This is a genomic window from Polaromonas sp. CG_23.6 (assembly GCF_029892315.1).
Classification (GTDB): Bacteria; Pseudomonadota; Gammaproteobacteria; order Burkholderiales; family Burkholderiaceae_C; genus Polaromonas.
This window is the reverse complement of the sequence record NZ_JARXUY010000001.1, coordinates 1,055,408-1,073,012: the sequence shown is the minus strand read 5'-3', so window position 1 is coordinate 1,073,012 and position 17,605 is coordinate 1,055,408. Positions and strand designations below refer to the sequence as shown.

The 17,605-nt window shown below is 59.3% G+C and carries 14 protein-coding genes and 1 pseudogene; all 15 read right to left on the bottom strand.

Annotation, left to right across the window (positions count from 1 at the left end; all coding sequences use genetic code 11):
* Positions 1–27: 27 nt before the first annotated feature.
* Positions 28–1,158 (bottom strand): acyl-CoA dehydrogenase family protein, encoded by a 1,131-nt coding sequence (locus tag H4V98_RS05035; RefSeq protein ID WP_196864012.1) that lies wholly within the window; start codon positions 1,156–1,158, stop codon positions 28–30.
* 118 nt (positions 1,159–1,276) lie between these two features.
* Positions 1,277–1,558: pseudogene (locus H4V98_RS05030) on the bottom strand (SDR family NAD(P)-dependent oxidoreductase); the annotation flags it as partial.
* Positions 1,559–1,687: 129 nt separating this feature from the next.
* A complete protein-coding gene (locus H4V98_RS05025; RefSeq protein WP_196864013.1) occupies positions 1,688–2,869 on the bottom strand; it encodes an acetyl-CoA C-acyltransferase in 1,182 nt (393 codons plus the stop codon).
* 68 nt (positions 2,870–2,937) lie between these two features.
* Entirely contained in the window at positions 2,938–4,809 is a 1,872-nt protein-coding gene (gene aceK / locus H4V98_RS05020; protein WP_196864014.1) for a bifunctional isocitrate dehydrogenase kinase/phosphatase, read from the bottom strand.
* Positions 4,810–4,854: 45 nt separating this feature from the next.
* Positions 4,855–5,511: a carbonate dehydratase gene (can, locus tag H4V98_RS05015; protein ID WP_196864015.1), complete on the bottom strand. Its 657-nt coding sequence runs from the start codon at positions 5,509–5,511 to the stop codon at positions 4,855–4,857.
* Between the two features lie 25 nt (positions 5,512–5,536).
* Positions 5,537–6,718: an isovaleryl-CoA dehydrogenase gene (locus H4V98_RS05010; protein WP_196864016.1), complete on the bottom strand. Its 1,182-nt coding sequence runs from the start codon at positions 6,716–6,718 to the stop codon at positions 5,537–5,539.
* 42 nt (positions 6,719–6,760) lie between these two features.
* Complete coding sequence (locus H4V98_RS05005; RefSeq protein WP_196864017.1) at positions 6,761–7,204, bottom strand: PaaI family thioesterase; 444 nt, start codon at positions 7,202–7,204, stop codon at positions 6,761–6,763.
* A gap of 81 nt (positions 7,205–7,285) precedes the next feature.
* Entirely contained in the window at positions 7,286–7,681 is a 396-nt protein-coding gene (locus tag H4V98_RS05000; protein ID WP_196864018.1) for a MerR family DNA-binding transcriptional regulator, read from the bottom strand.
* A 193-nt stretch (positions 7,682–7,874) separates the two neighbouring features.
* Positions 7,875–9,434, bottom strand: coding sequence for a PAS domain-containing sensor histidine kinase (locus H4V98_RS04995; protein WP_280757317.1), 1,560 nt, complete (start codon positions 9,432–9,434; stop codon positions 7,875–7,877).
* 54 nt (positions 9,435–9,488) lie between these two features.
* Positions 9,489–10,130, bottom strand: coding sequence for a response regulator (locus H4V98_RS04990; protein ID WP_196864020.1), 642 nt, complete (start codon positions 10,128–10,130; stop codon positions 9,489–9,491).
* A 137-nt stretch (positions 10,131–10,267) separates the two neighbouring features.
* Positions 10,268–14,494: a PAS domain S-box protein gene (locus tag H4V98_RS04985; RefSeq protein WP_280757841.1), complete on the bottom strand. Its 4,227-nt coding sequence runs from the start codon at positions 14,492–14,494 to the stop codon at positions 10,268–10,270.
* Positions 14,495–14,616: 122 nt separating this feature from the next.
* Positions 14,617–15,057: a response regulator gene (locus H4V98_RS04980; protein ID WP_196864022.1), complete on the bottom strand. Its 441-nt coding sequence runs from the start codon at positions 15,055–15,057 to the stop codon at positions 14,617–14,619.
* A 106-nt stretch (positions 15,058–15,163) separates the two neighbouring features.
* Positions 15,164–15,955, bottom strand: coding sequence for a SprT family zinc-dependent metalloprotease (locus H4V98_RS04975; RefSeq protein ID WP_280757316.1), 792 nt, complete (start codon positions 15,953–15,955; stop codon positions 15,164–15,166).
* Positions 15,956–16,128: 173 nt separating this feature from the next.
* The gene (locus tag H4V98_RS04970; protein ID WP_280757315.1) at positions 16,129–16,896 is read right to left on the bottom strand and encodes a lysophospholipid acyltransferase family protein; all 768 of its coding nucleotides are present in this window, start codon (positions 16,894–16,896) and stop codon (positions 16,129–16,131) included.
* A gap of 128 nt (positions 16,897–17,024) precedes the next feature.
* Positions 17,025–17,597, bottom strand: a complete 573-nt coding sequence (gene gmhB / locus H4V98_RS04965) for a D-glycero-beta-D-manno-heptose 1,7-bisphosphate 7-phosphatase (protein ID WP_196864025.1) — start codon at positions 17,595–17,597, stop codon at positions 17,025–17,027.
* Between the last annotated feature and the right edge of the window lie 8 nt (positions 17,598–17,605).

Genomic DNA, 17,605 nt, shown 5'->3' with positions numbered 1-17,605 from the left:
GCGCGAGCGTCAGCTATGGCGAGGACTTCAAGCCAGCGCGCGCTGGATGATAATCTTTTGCACGTCGCTGGTGCCTTCGTAGATCTGGCAAACGCGCACATCGCGGTAGATGCGCTCGACCGGGAAGTCGCTCACATAGCCATAGCCGCCCAGTGTCTGGATGGCGGCGCTGCAGACTTCCTCAGCCACTTCGCTGGCAAACAACTTGGCCATTGCCGCTTCTTTGAGGCACGGCCGACCGGCGTCGCGCAGGCTGGCGGCGTGCCAGATCAGCTGGCGGGCGGCTTCAAGCTTGGTCGCGCAATCGGCCAGCCGAAAGCCCACAGCCTGGTGGTTGAAGATGGCAGTGCCGAAGCTCTGGCGGTCCTTGGCATAGTTCAATGCCACCTCGAACGCGCTCCTGGCCATGCCGACGCTTTGCGCCGCAATGCCGATGCGCCCGCCTTCCAGCCCGCCCAGGGCAATCTTGTAGCCTTCGCCTTCGGCGCCGATCAGGTTTTCAACCGGAATGCGGCAGTCGTCGAAGTTGACCTGCGCCGTGTCGCTCGAATGCTGGCCGAGCTTGTCTTCCAGCCGTGAGGCGGAATAACCGGGCGCGTCGGTCGGCACGATGAAGGCGCTCATGCCTTTTTTGCCGGCGCCCTTGTCGGTGACGGCAATGACGATGGCGACCTGGCCGTTCTTGCCGCTGGTGATGAACTGCTTGACGCCGTTCAGCACATAGGCGTCGCCGTGCTTGACAGCGGTGGTACGCAGCGATGAAGCATCGCTGCCGGTGTGCGGCTCGGTCAGGCAAAAAGCACCCAGCATGTTGCCCTGCGCCAGCGGCATCAGCCACTGCTTTTTCTGCGCGGCATTGCCGTAGCGCATCAAGATGGCGTTGACCGGGCAGTTGGTCACGCTGATCGCCGTGCTGGTGCCGCCATCGCCAGCGGCGATTTCCTCCAGCACCAGCGCCAGCGTGAGGTAGTCGAAGTTGGCGCCGCCGTATTCCTCAGGCACGCAGATGCCGTAGGCACCCAGCGCTGCCAGGCCCTTGTGCGCCTCGACGGGAAAGTAATGTTCCTTGTCCCAGCGCGCAGCATGCGGCCAGAGTTCTGCCTGGGCAAAAGCGCGCACCGCGTCGCGTACCTGTTCCTGGTCTTGTGTCAGCAGCATGCTTGTGTTCTCCGGATCGTGATGAAGGAAATTACCACCCGGCAAACCGACTGCCATCGTGGTGTAAAAACTGGCCCTTGTGGGCGGCTGTGAGCATGCACAGTGTGGCGCGTAGGTCGTCAAACAGCTCGCGCGTGGGCGGCGACAGCGCCGTGCCGCAGGCATAGACGCCGGCCACGTAGAGCGCGGTGTCGATTTTTTCGCCGTCAAGTTGCCAGGCCAGGCCGCTGACGCTGGCTGGCTGGCTCGCGTCCACGGTCAGCACTTCGGCCCCCAGCGCCTGCACGCGCCCGGCGGCGTCGCGCACGGTGGCAATGACGCAGTCGCCCGCTTCGGTGTACTGGCGAACGAATTCGAGGCCCAGCCCGCGCGAAGCACCGATGACCAAGACGACAGCCATGGCGATTACAAGCCAAAAGTGCCTGTAGCGCATATCCAGAAAGCGCTAGCAGCTATTATTTCAGGAGTAATCATGAAGTCTTTGCCCCTGACTGAGTTGGGCTGCATCATGGCTTCGTATGGCTGGGGCTCAGAGCACTTCAATTGCCAGCGCCGTCGCTTCGCCGCCGCCGATGCACAGCGTGGCAACGCCTTTTGTCAGGCCGCGTGCCTTCAGCGCATGGATCAGCGTGACGATGATGCGCGCGCCGCTGCAGCCAATCGGGTGGCCGAGTGCACAGGCGCCGCCATTGACGTTAACGACGTCATGGCTGATGTTCAGCTCTTTCATGGCGGCCATGGGCACCACGGCAAACGCTTCGTTGATTTCCCACAGCTCCACATCCTTCACGCTCCAGCCGATTTTTTTCAGCAGCTTGTTGACCGCGCCGACCGGGGCGGTCGAGAACCACTCGGGCGCCTGGGCAAAGGTGGCGTGGCCGACGATGCGGGCCATCGGCGTCGCGCCGAGTTCCCTGGCGGTGGATTCACGGGCCAGCACCAGGGCGGCAGCGCCGTCGCTGATCGACGAACTGGACGCGGCGGTGATGGTGCCGCCCGTCTTGAACGCGGGCTTGAGCGAAGGAATCTTGTCGAGCTTGATCTTGCCCGGCGCCTCGTCGATGGCCATCACGGTCTCGCCGGAACGGGATTTGACCGTAACCGGCGTGATTTCAGCCTTGAACGCACCAGACTCGGTGGCCGCCTTGGCGCGCTGCACGCTGGCGGTGGCAAAGGCGTCCTGCTGCTCGCGGGTGAAACCGTATTTGGCAGCACAGTCTTCGCCAAAGGTCCCCATGGAGCGACCAGCCTCATAAGCGTCTTCCAGGCCGTCAAGCATCATGTGGTCCATCACGCGGTCGTGGCCGATGCGCATGCCGCCGCGTGCCTTGGGCAGCAGATACGGCGCGTTGGTCATGCTTTCCATGCCGCCGGCAACCACCACATCGCGGCTGCCCGCGATCAATTGGTCATGCGCCAGCAGCGTGGCTTCCATGCCGGAGCCGCACATCTTGGACAACGTGACCGCGCCGGTGCTGGCCGGCAGGCCACCCTTGAAACCGGCCTGGCGCGCCGGCGCCTGGCCCTGGCCGGCCATCAGGCAGTTGCCGAACAGCACTTCGTCGATGCGTTCGGGCGAAACACCCGCGCGCTCGACAGCGGCCTTGATGGCAGCGCCGCCCAGGTCGTTGGCCGACAGGCTGGCGAACTCGCCCTGGAAAGCGCCCATGGGGGTCCGGGCGGCGCCGAGGATGACGATGGAATCAAGCATGTTTTTCTCCTTGAAGGGGGTTGGAAATAAAGGAAATAGCGAAAATAAAGAAATTGGACTGCGCGGCCTCAATCGGCCTGCGCCGGGGCATGGATGACGGCGAAGCGTTTGTTCTGCTCGTACGGAAACACGTCGTACACATGGCCGGCCCGGATGCGCGTCTGGTGGCTTTGCCAGAAGGCGGCGTCCAGCAAGTCGGCATGGCGCTTCATAAACACTTCACGCACCGTGTCGTTGCCGAGCAAAAAGGGCTCGAAGGTCTCGGGAAACACGTCCTTGGGGCCGACCGAATACCAGATTTCGCCGCTCATTTCCTCTTCTTCATTGCGCGGCGCGGGCACCTTGCGGAACTTGCAGTCGGTGATATATTCGATCTCGTCGTAGTCATAGAAAACAACTTTTCCGTGGCGGGTGATACCGAAGTTCTTCCACAGCATGTCGCCCGGAAAGATGTTGGCCGCGACCATGTCCTTGATGGCATTGCCGTATTCGACCACGGCGCGACTGATCTGCGCCTTGGCGGCGGGTTCGTCCACGCCCATGTCGAACGCTTCCTGCAGGTAAATGTTGAGCGGGATCATGCGCCGCTCGATATACACATGCTTGATGATGACTTCCATCTGGCCGTCACCGTCGCGGTCGCTGATTTCCAGCTGGCTGGGCGCAAATTTCTCGATCTCGGCGATCAACTCGTCGCTGAAGCGGTCGCGCGGGAACGCCACCAGCGTGTATTCCTGCGTGTCGGCCATGCGGCCCACCCGGTCGTGCTGCTTGACCAGCAGGTACTTGCCCTTGATCTGCTCGCGCGTCGTGTCTTTTTGCGGCGGGTAATAGTCCTTGATGACCTTGAACACATACGGAAACGATGGCAGGTCGAACACCAGCATGACCATGCCCTTGATGCCGGGGGCGATGCGAAACTTGTCGGTGCTGTGCCGCAGGTGGTGCAGAAAGTCGCGGTAAAACAGCGTCTTGCCCTGCTTGGCCAGTCCCAGCGCGTTGTAGATTTCGGCGCGCGGCATGCGCGGCATCATGCTGCGCAAAAACTGCACATAGGCCGAGGGAATGCCCATGTCGACCATGAAGTAGGCGCGCGCAAAGCTGAACAGGATCAGCAGGTCGTCTTCGCCAAACAGCGCCGCGTCAATCACCAGCCGGCCAGCGTCGGACTGGCCGGCAATGCCCCGGGTCTCGGCCACCAGCGCCTGCCCGGGTGCCGGCTGGCGGTGCAGGATTGGCAGGGCAAACGCAATCTCGCTGAAGCCGTTGATCAGCTTGCCGACAACGTAGGCGCCCTTGTTGCGAAAGAACAGGCTGGACAGCACCTGGATCTGGAAATTGGCCCGCAGCTTGACATCGCCCAGGCGGCCGGTCATGGCGTCAGCCACGTATCCAGCATCGCGCGCAAGGTCTTCAAACTCGCACGACAGGCCAAAATCGTTCACCAATGCGACCAGCGTCCCGTGCATGCTGGCGCGTGTCGGGTAGTAGGCGCGGTAGGTCGGCTGCGCGGTCGACTCGTCGTTCTCGATGTACTCCGTGCTGACGGCGGGTCGGACAAAGATGAAATCGTTCTGAAAGTAGCTGCGGTGCAGTATCTTGGTGGTGACCGAGTTGAAAAAGGTTTCGGCCAGCTCGGGCTGGTGGTGGTTGACCAGCAGCCCGATGTAGTGCAGCTTGACCTGGTGCCAGACATCCATGGGCTGCTCGCCGGCCTTGAACTCGCGCTCCAGCCGGATCGACGCTTCACGCACCCGCAGGTCGTAGAACTCGATGCGTTCGCGCTGGGCGCGTTGCTGGCCATGCCAGTCGGCAGTTTCAAAGCGGTGCTTGGCGCGGCTTGATTCGGTGCGAAACAGTTGGTAGTGCCGGTTGAAACCGTCGATCATCGCCTTGGCGATGGCGTAGGCGACGGTGGAATCAAGGCGCTGGGGAAACATGGTGGGGCGGTGTTGATGTTGCAGAGGTTGCGGATTGAGGCAGTGTCAACGCCGGGTTTCCGACACCCCGGCAATGGCAGCACGGTACAGGGACGCCATGCCGTCAAGGCTGTTCAGCGTGATGTGCAGGTCCTGCAGCAGCCCGTCCTTCAGGCCATAGACCCAGCCGTGCAGGGTCACGCGCTGCCCGCGCGCCCAGGCGTCCTGCATCACGGTGGTTTGCGCCACATTCATGACCTGCTCGATCACATTGAGCTCGCACAGCATGTCAATCTGCGCTTCCGGCGCTGCCGCCTCAAGCATCGCGGCATGGCGGTCGCGCACATCCTTGACGTGGTGCAGCCAGTTGTCCACCAGCCCCAGGCGCTGGTTGTGCAGGGCGGCCTTCACGCCGCCGCAACCATAGTGGCCGACGACCATCAGGTGCTCGACCTTGAGCTGGTCCACCGCAAACTGGATGGTGGACAGGCAATTGAGGTCGGTCGGCACCACCACGTTGGCCACGTTGCGGTGCACAAACACCTCACCCGGGTCCAGTCCGGTGATCTGGTTGGCAGGCACCCGGCTGTCGGAGCAGCCTATCCACATGTATTTGGGATTTTGCTGGCTTTTAAGGCCGGTGAAAAAACCGGGACGCTCACGTTCCATTTGCGCAGCCCATGCGCGGTTGTCGGTGAAGAGGTCTTGAAGGGAGCTGCTCATAAAGGTATTTTGTCGCCCAGCGCCATCACATGGTTTCGGCAAACAGCTCGCGGCCGATCAGCATGCGGCGGATTTCACTGGTGCCAGCGCCAATTTCATACAGCTTGGCATCGCGCCACAGGCGGCCCAGCGGGTAGTCGTTGATGTAGCCGTTGCCGCCGTAGATCTGGATGCCCTCGCCGGCCATCCAGGTGGCTTTTTCAGCGCACCACAAAATCACCGAGGCGCAGTCCTTGCGCACCTGACGCACATGGTCGGTGCCCAGCATGTCGAGGTTCTTGGCGACGGTGTAGGCGAACGAGCGGCCAGCCTGCAGCACGGTGTACATGTCGGCGACCTTGCCCTGGATCAGCTGGAATTCGCCAATGCTCTGGCCAAACTGCTTGCGGTCGTGGATGTAGGGCAGGACGCTGTCCATGACCGACTGCATGATGCCGAGCGGCCCGCCGGTCAGCACGGCGCGCTCGTAGTCGAGGCCGCTCATGAGAACCTTCGCGCCGCTGTTCAGGCCGCCCAGGATGTTTTGCGCCGGCACTTCGACGTTGCTGAACACCAGCTCGCCGGTGTGGCTGCCGCGCATGCCCAGCTTGTCAAGCTTTTGCGCCACCGAAAAACCGGCCATGCCTTTTTCAATCAGGAATGCGGTGACGCCGCGCGCGCCAAGCTCGGGCTCGGTCTTGGCATAAACCACCAGCGTGTCGGCGTCGGGGCCGTTGGTGATCCACATCTTGCTGCCGTTGAGGACGTAATAACCGCCCTTGTCCTCGGCCTTGAGCTTCATGCTGATGACATCGCTGCCGGCGCCCGGCTCGCTCATGGCCAGCGCGCCGACATGTTCGCCGCTGATGAGTTTGGGCAGGTATTTCTGGCGCTGCGCTTCGGTGCCATTGCGCTTGATCTGGTTGACGCACAGGTTGCTGTGCGCGCCGTAGCTCAGGCCGACCGAGGCGCTGGCGCGGCTGATTTCTTCCATCGCGATCATGTGCGCCAGGTAGCCCATGCCAGCGCCGCCGTATTCCTCGCCGACGGTGATGCCCAGCACGCCGAGCGAACCCATTTTTTCCCACAGGTCCATCGGGAACTGGTCGGTGCGGTCCAGTTCGGCAGCGCGCGGTGCGATTTCCGCCTGGGCAAAGTCGCGCACTGCATCGCGCAGGGCGTCGATGTCTTCGCCGAGCATGAAATTGAGTCCTGGCATGTTGTTCATGGTTGAAATCTTTCTCTAAAAATGATGGAGGGCGCGTGGGAATCAATAGGTTTTGGGCACGGGCGCAAGGGTCTGCTGCATCAGTGCGCAGGCGCTGGTCTTGCCGTCGGCGTCCAGGTGCGTCACGTCAGCCGTGGTCACGATGATGCGCTTGCCGGCCCGCATGACACGGCCCACAGCGCGCAACTCGCCGTCCTTGAAACCGGCCAGGAAATTGATCTTGTATTCAACGGTGGTCACTTCCATGTCCGGAGCCACCTGGGTCAGCGCTGCATAGCCGCCAGCAATGTCGGCCAGCGCCCCCATGGCGCCGCCATGAAAGCCGCCCTGCTGCTGGTTGACACGCTCCGAATAAGGCAGCGCCACCTCGCACAGGCCGGGCTCGACCCGCACCAGCCGCGCACCCAGGTGCTGCATCAGCCCCTGGCGCAGGAAACTGGCTTCGATTCGCTGAAACAGTGCTGACGGTGCGGCGGATGCATCCATGAAAATTCTCTGTGCTGACAGGTCAAAAAAATGCTTTCGATCCGGTTTTTGATTGACGTTTACGTAAACGTTAATTATCGCTTATTTTGACTTTTCAGCCTTTGAAAGCAGCATTCTGGTTTCTTTCTCACGAACGCGAAGTTCGTCCAGATTGGACTGCAGATCGGCCAGCTGCGCTTCAAGCTTTTGGCGGTGATCGGTCAGGATGTCCAGGAATTTCCTCAGTTGTGGCGCCGTGTCGCGCGGGCTGTCGTAAGAGTCGATGATTTCCTTGGCCTCAACCAGGGAAAGCCCCAGGCGCTTGGCACGCAACGTGAGCTTGAGCCGGGTTCGGTCGCGCGCCGAATAGACGCGACTGCGTCCGCCTGGCCCTTCCCTGCCAGGCTGAAGCAGTCCCATGTCTTCGTAAAAGCGCATGGCGCGGGTGGTCAGGTCAAACTCTTTGGCGAGATCGCTGATGGTGTAAGTAGTGGCCATGAGAGGAAATAAAAGCCCAATTAAAGCAACAACACAACAACGCAAACCGGTGCCAAGCTGCAACCGCAATCCGTGGCGTCTTACGTTTACGTAAACGTCAAATATAACGTTAATGGAAGAAGCTGGTTTTCAGGTCGCGCGCTGAAAACAGTCTTGTCACTATGCACCGCACCGCCGATGGTGAAAACCAGGCTCAGGAAACGACGGGTTGCATTTGCGGCAGCGACATGAAGAAGCTTGCGCCCATGTGGTCGGGGCTTTCAGCCCATGCCGTACCGCCATGCAATTGCGCCACACGCTTGATGATGGCCAACCCCAGCCCATTTCCGGGGAAGTCGGCGGAAGAGTGGAGGCGCTGAAACGCCGTGAACAGATTGCCACTGTAGACCGGATCGAACCCTGCGCCGTTGTCTGCCACCACCAGGGTCAATTCGTCCGCCTGCTTGCCAGGCAGCAGCCCGACCTTGATCCAGGCTTCGCTTTTTTTGTCGCTGAATTTCCAGGCATTGTCCAGCAGGCAGTGCAAGGCAGTTACCAGAAGACCCCGGTTTCCGACGACTGTCAGGCTGCTGTCCATTTCGATGGTCACATTCCGGTCCGGATTGAGCTTGCGCAGATCGGCGAACAGGGAGCGACAGACGGGTGCCAGATCAACCATCTCCAGCGTACCGGAGCGAAGCGGCAACTGGGCCAGCGTTCGCAGGTCATCCACCAGCCTGGCGAGCTGGCTGATGCTGGACTGAATGCGCTTGACGTAGTGCAGGCCCTGATCGTCCAGCACCGGAGAATACTTTTCAGCCAGCCTGGCCGCAAAACCCTGGGCTACATGCAGCGAATCCTGCAGGTCGGTAGAGACTGCCTGGGTAAAGGTGAGCAGGTCATGCCTGGCATTTTTCAGTTCGGCCTGTTGCACGAGCAGGGTCTGTTGCAGTTCGGCATTCGATTTTTTGAGGGCCGTGTCGGCAATGTGCCGGTCGCTGGTGTCCGCCAGGCTGACCAGCATCGCCTGGCTACCATTCCACTTGACCTGGCTCCAGGCGAGTTCTACCAGGACTTCCTTCCCGTCCATTCTTTTCTGCCGACACAGCCGCATCTCGGACTGGCCTTCCTTGCCGACATGCATCGAATCCAGCAATTCAGCGCCTTCTCCCTCGGGGAAAAGCGCATTCATACCAAGCGTCGTAAAGGTCTTTCGCGCGATTCCATAAAACCTGATGGCGGCCTGGTTGACCGCAAAGATTTGCAGTGAAGTCCGGTCGAATACCCACATGGCGTTCGGATTGGCTTCAAAGATCAACTGGTTGTAGCGCTTGCTGTCTTCCAGCAGACGCTGGTATTTTTGCGCCGGTCCCGCTTCGCGCAGATTGACGATGTAACCGGCAGCGCATCGCCGCAGTGTGTATTCAGCCCAGCTGTTCGTATGACTTTCATGGATAACGAAAACGTATTGGTCCGAATCCGCGAGTGCCCGTTCGGCTGCCTCTTCATGCTGGCTGGCGATCTCCTGCGACACAACATCCCACAGGCTGTAGCCGCTGATAGCAGACAGGGAGGTGTGCAGAAAAACGAGAGCGCGTGGATTGGCGTCAACAATCACGAGCTTTTGGTCAAGCAGAACGATGCCGTCCAGCGTCAGGTCCCCAACGCCCCATTCATGCCGTGCTGGTGGCACGATGGCGTTGACATCATGCGGGTTGTCTGCGGGCACGTTGTCTGGCGGGTTTGGCTGGAAATTGTCCAGAAATCGGGTCATGGCAGGCAAACGCGCGCAGGTGGTCAGGGTCTGGAATAAGCATCGGCAAGCAGGTCAGCGCCACTTGGCATTGGCCATGACCAGTGCCGTGACATAACCTTGCAGCCAGTCGAAATTGACCGGCTTTTGAACCAGGCGTGCCTGTGGCGGAAGACCGCCGCGAGCAGCAATGGCTTCCACCGCCATTCCGCTGATCACCACAATCTGCATGTCTGCAAGTTGCTGGTTTCGCTTGATGGTCCTGAGCATCTCGATCCCGTCGACGCCTGGCATGGACAAATCGGCAATCAGCAAGTCAGGCCGCATGCTTGCAATGTCCATCAGGGCATCCAGCGCCGATGGCATCCAGGTGCAGTCAACCGGCAGGTCCCACTCGTCAAAATGGCATCGGTACAGGTCACGCGTTGCCTCGTCGTCTTCGACCACCAGCACGCGCAAGCGGTGCTTCGGGTGAAGATCGGCACGCGAAAGTTGTGGACTGTGCTTGGCCAGATAGGCATTGAGCGATTGCAGGGCAATGCGCCGATGACCACCGAGCGTTTTCCAGGCATCGATTTCACCTTTTTCAACCAACGACTGGACTGTGGCCACGGACAAGCCCAGCATCTTGGCTGCATAGCTGGTCCCGCAGTAATCATCGCTGGAAAAATCAGTGGCGGTAATGGCAGCTTCGAAAGTTTTTGGTTCACGCGACATCAAGGGACTTTAAAAATGGTTTAAATTTGTCACAGTTGTAATCTTAATCAGTTTAGTGAATTTTATTTTGATAGGGGCAAAATTCACATTCAAATACACAATCAGACAACAACTGATGCCGCTTGGCGTGTGTTGGACTAGGACAGAGTGAAGAAAAATGTCGTGCCACATTCCGGAGCTGACTCAACCCAAATGCGGCCCCCGTGGCGCTTGACAACGCGGCTGACAGTGGCCAGGCCGATGCCAGTCCCTAAGAACTCAGACGCACTGTGCAGCCGTTGAAATGGATGAAACAGCTTGTCGACGTAAGCCATGTCAAAGCCGGCACCGTTGTCTTTTATAAAATAGACCGGCAAACCTGCATGGTCAGGTTGCTGACCAACGCTGATTTCAGCCTGCGCCTTTTGCCCGGTGAATTTCCACGCATTCGCCAGCAGGTTTTCCATGAGAACCTGGACCAGTCGTTCATCGCCATGCGCCTGCAGTTTATTTTCCACTGTCACGCTCACCTTCCGCTCAGGTTCGCGGGTGCGCCATTCCTGCAGCAGTTTGTGCGCCATAAGGGACAGGTCTACAGATGCTCTGTGCAGGGGCGCTCGAGAGACCTGTGACAGGGACAGCAAATCCTCGATCAACTGCCCCATTTGTGCCACGCCTGCCTGAATACGTGTCAGGTAATGGCCCACTTTGTCACCGACATTCCCTGCTATATGTGGCGTCAACTCCTTGGCGAGCAGCCGACTGAATCCATCGATGGTGTTGAGCGGCGAGCGAAGGTCATGGGATACGGAATATGAAAAGGCTTCCAGTTCCTGATTCGACAGCCGCAATGCCGCTTCAATGGCTTTGACTTCCGTGATGTTTGCATCGATTCCAACCCAGAAAGCCAAATCGCCGTTTTCATCCATCACCGGGGATGCGCGGTAAGCCATCGTGTGAAAAACGCCATCGCTGGCCAGAAATCGCCGAAGTCCCGCGTACGCGGACTGGTTTTTCCTGGAAACGGCCCATGCACACTTGACATCAGCAACATCGTCCGGATGAACAGCCGTCAGCCATTGGTAACCGCTCCAGTCGTCCAGTGTTCCGCCCATCAAGTCAAACCATGCCCGGTTGAAGTACGTGGCCCGCCCGTCCGGGCTGGCAGTCCAGACCATCTGCGGGGCCTGCTCGGAAAGCGCCCGAAATAATGCTTCCTGGCGCACCAGCGCAGCTGTTCGTTCAGCTACTTTCTGTTCCAAGCCTTCATTCAGTCCACCGATTTCCTCGAGGAGTTTCGAGTTTTCCAGGCCGGCTGAAGCCAGGTGGCTCAATTCCAGTGCAACGTATTCGTCCTGCTTGGTGAAATCGCCTTCGTATTTGTCAGACAGTTGCAGGACACCGATATTTTTTCCGTTCCGGCTCATCAATGGGACAGCCAGCCATCCCCGCACGGGAGGAGGCAGGCCCCCGTAGCTGCCAAAATTTCGCCATCCGGGGTGCGATTCAAGTTCGGCCTGGGTCATCCGTACAACACGGTTGTTCTCGCAGACGTCGGCATGGATGGCGCTGCCGTCGGTCGGCTTTGCCAGGCGGCGATAAGATTCATACTTTTGCGAGAGCGAGAGCGCATGCATTGTTTGTGGATACATGCTGTTGGCGCTCAGGCACACGGCTGCTTGGTGCGCACCGATAACGCCTCGTGCCTGCTCGGCGATCTCCTGCATGGTCCCTTCGAGCGTCTGATGCCAGATGATGGCCTGGGCGGCATCTGCCGCGCGCTGAAGGGTGAACAAATATTCCTGCGCATCCTTTTCGGTTTTTTCCTGGGCGGTCTTGTCCAATGCAATGACAAAGCACGCATTTCGGCCGGCATACTGCACAGGCTGGGAAACCGTCTCGACCGCGAACAGTGAACCATCCTTGCGCATATCGTGCCACTCGGCATTTTTTCGCAGCGGATTGCCCAGCGACCGGCGCAGTTCCTCATGTTCGGCGGCGGGTCGCATGTCAAAAATGCTCATCGCCAGGAATTCTGTTTCCGAATACCCATAAGCCTGGCAGGCAGCTTCGTTCACGGCGAGATAGCGTTTGGTCGCAATGTCGTAGACCCACATGGAAACCGGCGCTGTATTGAACAGTGCGGCATAACGCTGTTCGCTGTTGACGAGCGCTTGCTCAGCCCGTTTGCGTTCGGTGATGTCGCGTTCTACAGCCACCCAGTGAGTAAGCCCACCTTTCTCGTTTGCGAGGGGAACAATGTCCATTTCGACCCAGAATTCGCTTGCATTTTTGGTGTAGCTGACCAGTTCGGACCGGACCGGTTGCCCTTTTTCAAGCTTTTTCTGTATGGGGTCAAGTTCGCTGTGCTGGGTGTTGTTGCCCAGCAGAAATTGCGGCGACTTTCCCACTGCTTCTTCACGGCTGTACCCGGTCATGCGCTCGAAGGCATGATTGACAAAAACGATGTGCGGCTCCGGCGTCTCGACCGATCCGGCTTCGGTGATCATCACCACGTCGTTCAGGTGGGAAAGACAGGTTTCCAGCAAGCGCGCATGCGCGTGCGCCTGATGCTGCGCGGTGATGTCCTGAATTGCCCCCATCAACCGTACAACCTTGCCGTTCTCGAGCTGGGCATAGCCCTGGATGCGCACCCAGATCAACCGTCCCGTGGCAGTGACCAGAGGAAGCTCGATATCGCATGTTGTTGCGTTTTCGATGGCTGATCGGACTGCCGCCCTGAACACGCGCCGACCATCGATTTCAAAAAATTTGACGGCATCTTCGAAGCAGACATCCTGCGAAGGATCGACACCATGGATACGGTAGGTTTCTATCGACCAGCTCAGTGTCATGCTGCTGACAAGCAGCTCCCAGCCCCCCACCTTGGCCAGCTCTCCCATGCGGTTCAGCAGTTCGGTGCTGCGGGTAATGGCCAGTTCGGCATTTTTTCGCGCGGTAATGTCCTGAATGACTCCGGTGCGCTGCATGGACTGCATGGCTTCGCTGCTGGCACTGGCCAGGCCAAACTGATGAATCCAGTGAACAGCTCCGCCGCACACCACCACGCGAAATTCAATGTCCAGGTTGGTCCCGGTTCGAATGGCTATATCGCATGCGGCCTTGAAGGCCTCCCGATCGCTGCGGTGGACCCGCTTGAGCAGGCTGCCAAGATCTCCTTTAAACACAGAAGCGTCAATACCAAGAAATTCAAAAATCTCGTCGGACAGGCGAAGCTGCCCGGTGGCCAGGTCAAACTGCCAGTAACCGATGCGCGCAGCGCGTTGCGCATGCTGCAATTTTTCCTGTATCGACTTGCTGCGCACCAACTCATCTTCAAGCGCCAGCTGACTCGCCTGCAAGGATTCGGCCATGCGATTGAAACCCGTCGAGATTTGCGTCAATTCATTCGGATCATCTTCAGACTGCAGCGCAATGCGCACCTCAAGCCGTCCCGCCTGGAGCTGGCGCGTGGCAGCCAGAATTTCAGCGACGGGCTTCACAATGGCGCGACCGCCCAGCATCCAGGCAATCCAGCTTCCAAAAATGGCGACCAGCGTCAGTGCAAGACAAACCAGCACCAGCCGCTGACGGGCAGGCGCAAGCACTTCGCCTTTGTCCACACTGACCGCCACAAAAAACGGCACTTCAGCAGTCCTGCCGCTGGGCTGAAAGGCATAAATCCGTTGCGTACCTGTGAAGTCCTTGCCCTCGTATCTCCCTGCCACACCTGCTTTGACCGCTGCCAGAAGCGCAGAATCACGCAGTGCTTGCCCGATCGCCATGGGATTTTCAAGATTGGCGGTCAACACAATGCCTTGGCGGTCTGTCACGACAAAGTGTGTGCCCTTTGGCAAGGGTGCATCGGAAAGGGATTTTGAAAGTTCTCCCAAGCTGACAGCAGCGAAGGCGACAGCGCTGATGCTCCGCTGTTTATTAAAAACAGGCTGGGCAAAGACAACCACGGGCATTCCGCTGACGCGTCCCTTTGAAAAACCACTCGCCACAAAGCCCTGACGTGCAATGGCTTCCTGGAAATAAGGGCGGTCCCCGGCGAATTCGCCTGGGCGCCCCTCAATGGCAATACAACGCAAATAGCCGTCAATGCCCACAATGCCGAGATTCACATACCCTAGCGCCCGAGGGTTCAGAACCTGCAGATACTGCTGGCAATCTGCATCCCTGCCAAGCTGCACGACCGGCATATTGGCAATGGCGGTCAGGATTTGATGCGCAGATGCGGCAACGCGCTCCTGGGTGGCGGCAACCAGGGATGCAGAGAATTCCAGATTGTTCCGGGCCTGGCTGACGGCTTTGTCGGATGTCAGCACCGCGCCGACGACGGCCAGCCCGAACAGGGGAACAATGGCCGCTAACACCAGCATGACCAGGCGAATGCGCAGCGTGATGTCAAACTTTTTCACATCATGCCTTCAATCGGCGAACAGTCAGCGAACCATCGACAGGCAAATGACAGAACCCAACGAACGGCTAGCCAGCCGTGGCGTCAGACAGCCGCAAGGGACTCATTGACGCCCAGCCAGTAGGCCTGCAGACGGTTCAACTTTTCCGTGAAGTCGACAAAATCGACAGGCTTGCGCACAAAGCTGTTGGCCCCGCTCTGGTAGCAGCCGACCATGTCCGAATGTTCACTCGACGACGTCAGCATGATTACCGGCACCATTGTGGTCAGCGGATTGCTGCGAACACTGCGCAGCACGTCCAGTCCTGACAGCTTGGGCAGTTTCATGTCCAGCAAGATGAAAGACGGTTGCCTGCGGACATTGCGCCCGGCATGCTTGCCTTGGCCAAAAAGGTAGTCCAGCGCTGCAGCGCCGTCACAAGCCACGGCAATTTCTGCGTCCACACCCAGTTCTTCAAGCGTCAATACCGTCAGTTCCAGATGGTCCGGGTTGTCTTCAACCACCAGTATCAGCTTATCGGACATGCTTGGTTCCATAGTTAGTCGTGAATTTTAGCCAATTTTGATTGGCTTCCAATTTTAATAATGTCTCAAAAGTTTCTTTTTTTTACAACAGCTTGTTGACTGCTTTTTATTCTTGTCTTTGCCTGATTACTTCGTTTTTAAGTTGCCGACGCAACGCGGCATAGCCAGGCATGACGCTTTGCACAGTGGCCCAGAAACGCGGGCTGTGGTCCATGAAACGCAGGTGGCTGAGTTCATGCACCACCACATAGTCGATCAAGGCCGGGTTCAAGTGCATCAGCTGCCAATTCAGCCGGATTGCGCCGCTGCTGCTGGCACTGCCCCAGCGCGTAACGGCGCTGGACAGGCTGAGCTTGCGCCACTGCACGCCGAGTTGCGGCGCAAAAAAGTCCAGTCTGGCTGTAAAAAACAGCCTCGCCTGCTGCATCACCCAGGCCTGGACGCTGGCCTGGACATGGAACGACAAGGCATCCGCCGGCAGCTTGAGGCGCAGGACGCGCACTGCCCCTTCGCCGACGGCCTTGCCGTCCAGGGCGCTGTGCGGCTGGGTCGCATCCAGCGCCAGCCGCACCGGCTCGCCCAGGAAAGGGACCACGGCGCCATCCTGCCAGTCGATACGCTGAGATGCCTGCTGACAGTGCCGTTCGCGCGCTTGATGCAGTTTTTTAACGATCCACCCCGACTTGCCCAGCACGGCCTGTTCAATTTCCGCGAGGGGCACCCATTTCGGCACGCTGACGCTCAGACCTTCGCGGCCCACGGAAAAACCGATGGTCTGGCGCTTTCGGCGCCTGACTTCATACGCCACCAGCTGACCGGCCAGCATGATTTCGCGCGTGGCGCGCGGGTGTCGGAAAGCCGCTGTTACCAGAGAATCCGGATTAGCTATTATTTTCATAGCATTAAACTCATTATCCACGTGCGGAAATGGCTTATTTGACACTGAATCAACCCGTTTTTTGACCCCAAAAGTCAGTTCGGGCCCGGGCGCGAACAAGTCGAGCGCCAACTGCACAAGCCTGCGCGCCTTGCCAACGGGTTGACGTGACGGGGCAGCCACCCTGGCCTCCTTCAGGAACGGGGCCTGGCCGGCATGGCGTCGCGGTCGACGTAGGCCTCAGGGTCGAGCCGGCGCATTTCGGCCTCGATCCAGGCTTCGACTTCGCGCATCAGCTCGTCGGGCTTGCGACCGGCGCTGGGAATCGGCTTGCCGATGGAAATGTCAACGATGCCCGGCCGCTTGATGAAGGCTTTTCGCGGCCAGCATTTGGCCGAGGTCACGGCAATCGGGATCACCGGCGCGCCGGTCTCGATGGCCAGGCGGGTGCCGCCCGACTTGTACACGCCTTTTTGCCCCCGGTTGATGCGCGTGCCCTCGGGAAACATGATCACCCAGGTACCCTTTGCCATCAGGCGCTTGCCCTGCGCCACGACCTTGCTGAAAGCCTGTGTGCGCTGGCTGCGGTCGATGTGGATCATGTCCATGCGCGCCATGGCCCAGCCGAAAAACGGGATGTAGAGCAGTTCCTTCTTGAACACATAAGCCAGCGGGTGCGGCATGATCGCCGGCATGGTCAGCGTTTCCCAGGTCGACTGGTGCTTGCACAGCAGCACGGCCGCGCTTTTGTCCCCGGTCGGCAGGTTTTCCATGCCGGTGATGCGGTTCTGGATGCCCAGGATGACCGTGCCGCTGTCGACTGCCAGCTTGAGCCAGCGGGCGCACATCCAGTACATCGTCGTGCTGTTGACAAACAGCGAGGCAATGACGACAAACAGCGCCCAGGGAATGACGGTCAGGATCAGCCACAGCATGTGCAGGATGGAGCGAATCAGGGGCATGGCGAAACTTCCGGCGGTTGGGTTGGTAGCTTGTCGAGCTTGATGCGACACATGTGTGCCTCAAGCCTGAAATTCAGTGGGTTTTAGTGCGCTGGCGCATACTGGCCTTGCACAAGCCGCTATTATTTTCATGTCGTCGTTGGTCGCGTCTGCTCACTGCGCATCAGAATGAAATCGGCAAACGCAGACAGGTCCTGGTGCACCAGCGTGCCCGGCGGTAAACCTTCGGGCGGCGCACTGCCCCGGAATTTTTTCGACTTGCCGGTGAGCACCAGGTGCGGCTCGCAACCGGCAGCTGCGCCAGCTATCACGTCGCGCACCGAATCGCCAACCGTCGGAACGCCCGCGAGTTGCACGCCAAAACGCATGCCGATCTGCTCGAACAGGCCTGAGCGCGGCTTGCGGCAGTTGCAGTTTTCCTCGGCGGTGTGCGGGCAGAAAAACACCGCATCGATGCGCCCGCCCTGGACGGCGAGCAGTTTTTGCATCTTGGCATGCATGGCGTTGAGCGACTCCACGTCGAACAGGCCGCGCCCCAGCCCCGACTGGTTGGAGGCAATTACCACGTGCCAGCCGGCATGGTTGAGCCGGGCAATCGCTTCCAGCGCGCCGGGCAGCGGCAGCCACTCGTCCGGCGTTTTGACAAAGTCGTCGCTGTCGCTGTTGATGGTGCCGTCGCGGTCAAGGATGACAAGTTTCATGGGGTTTT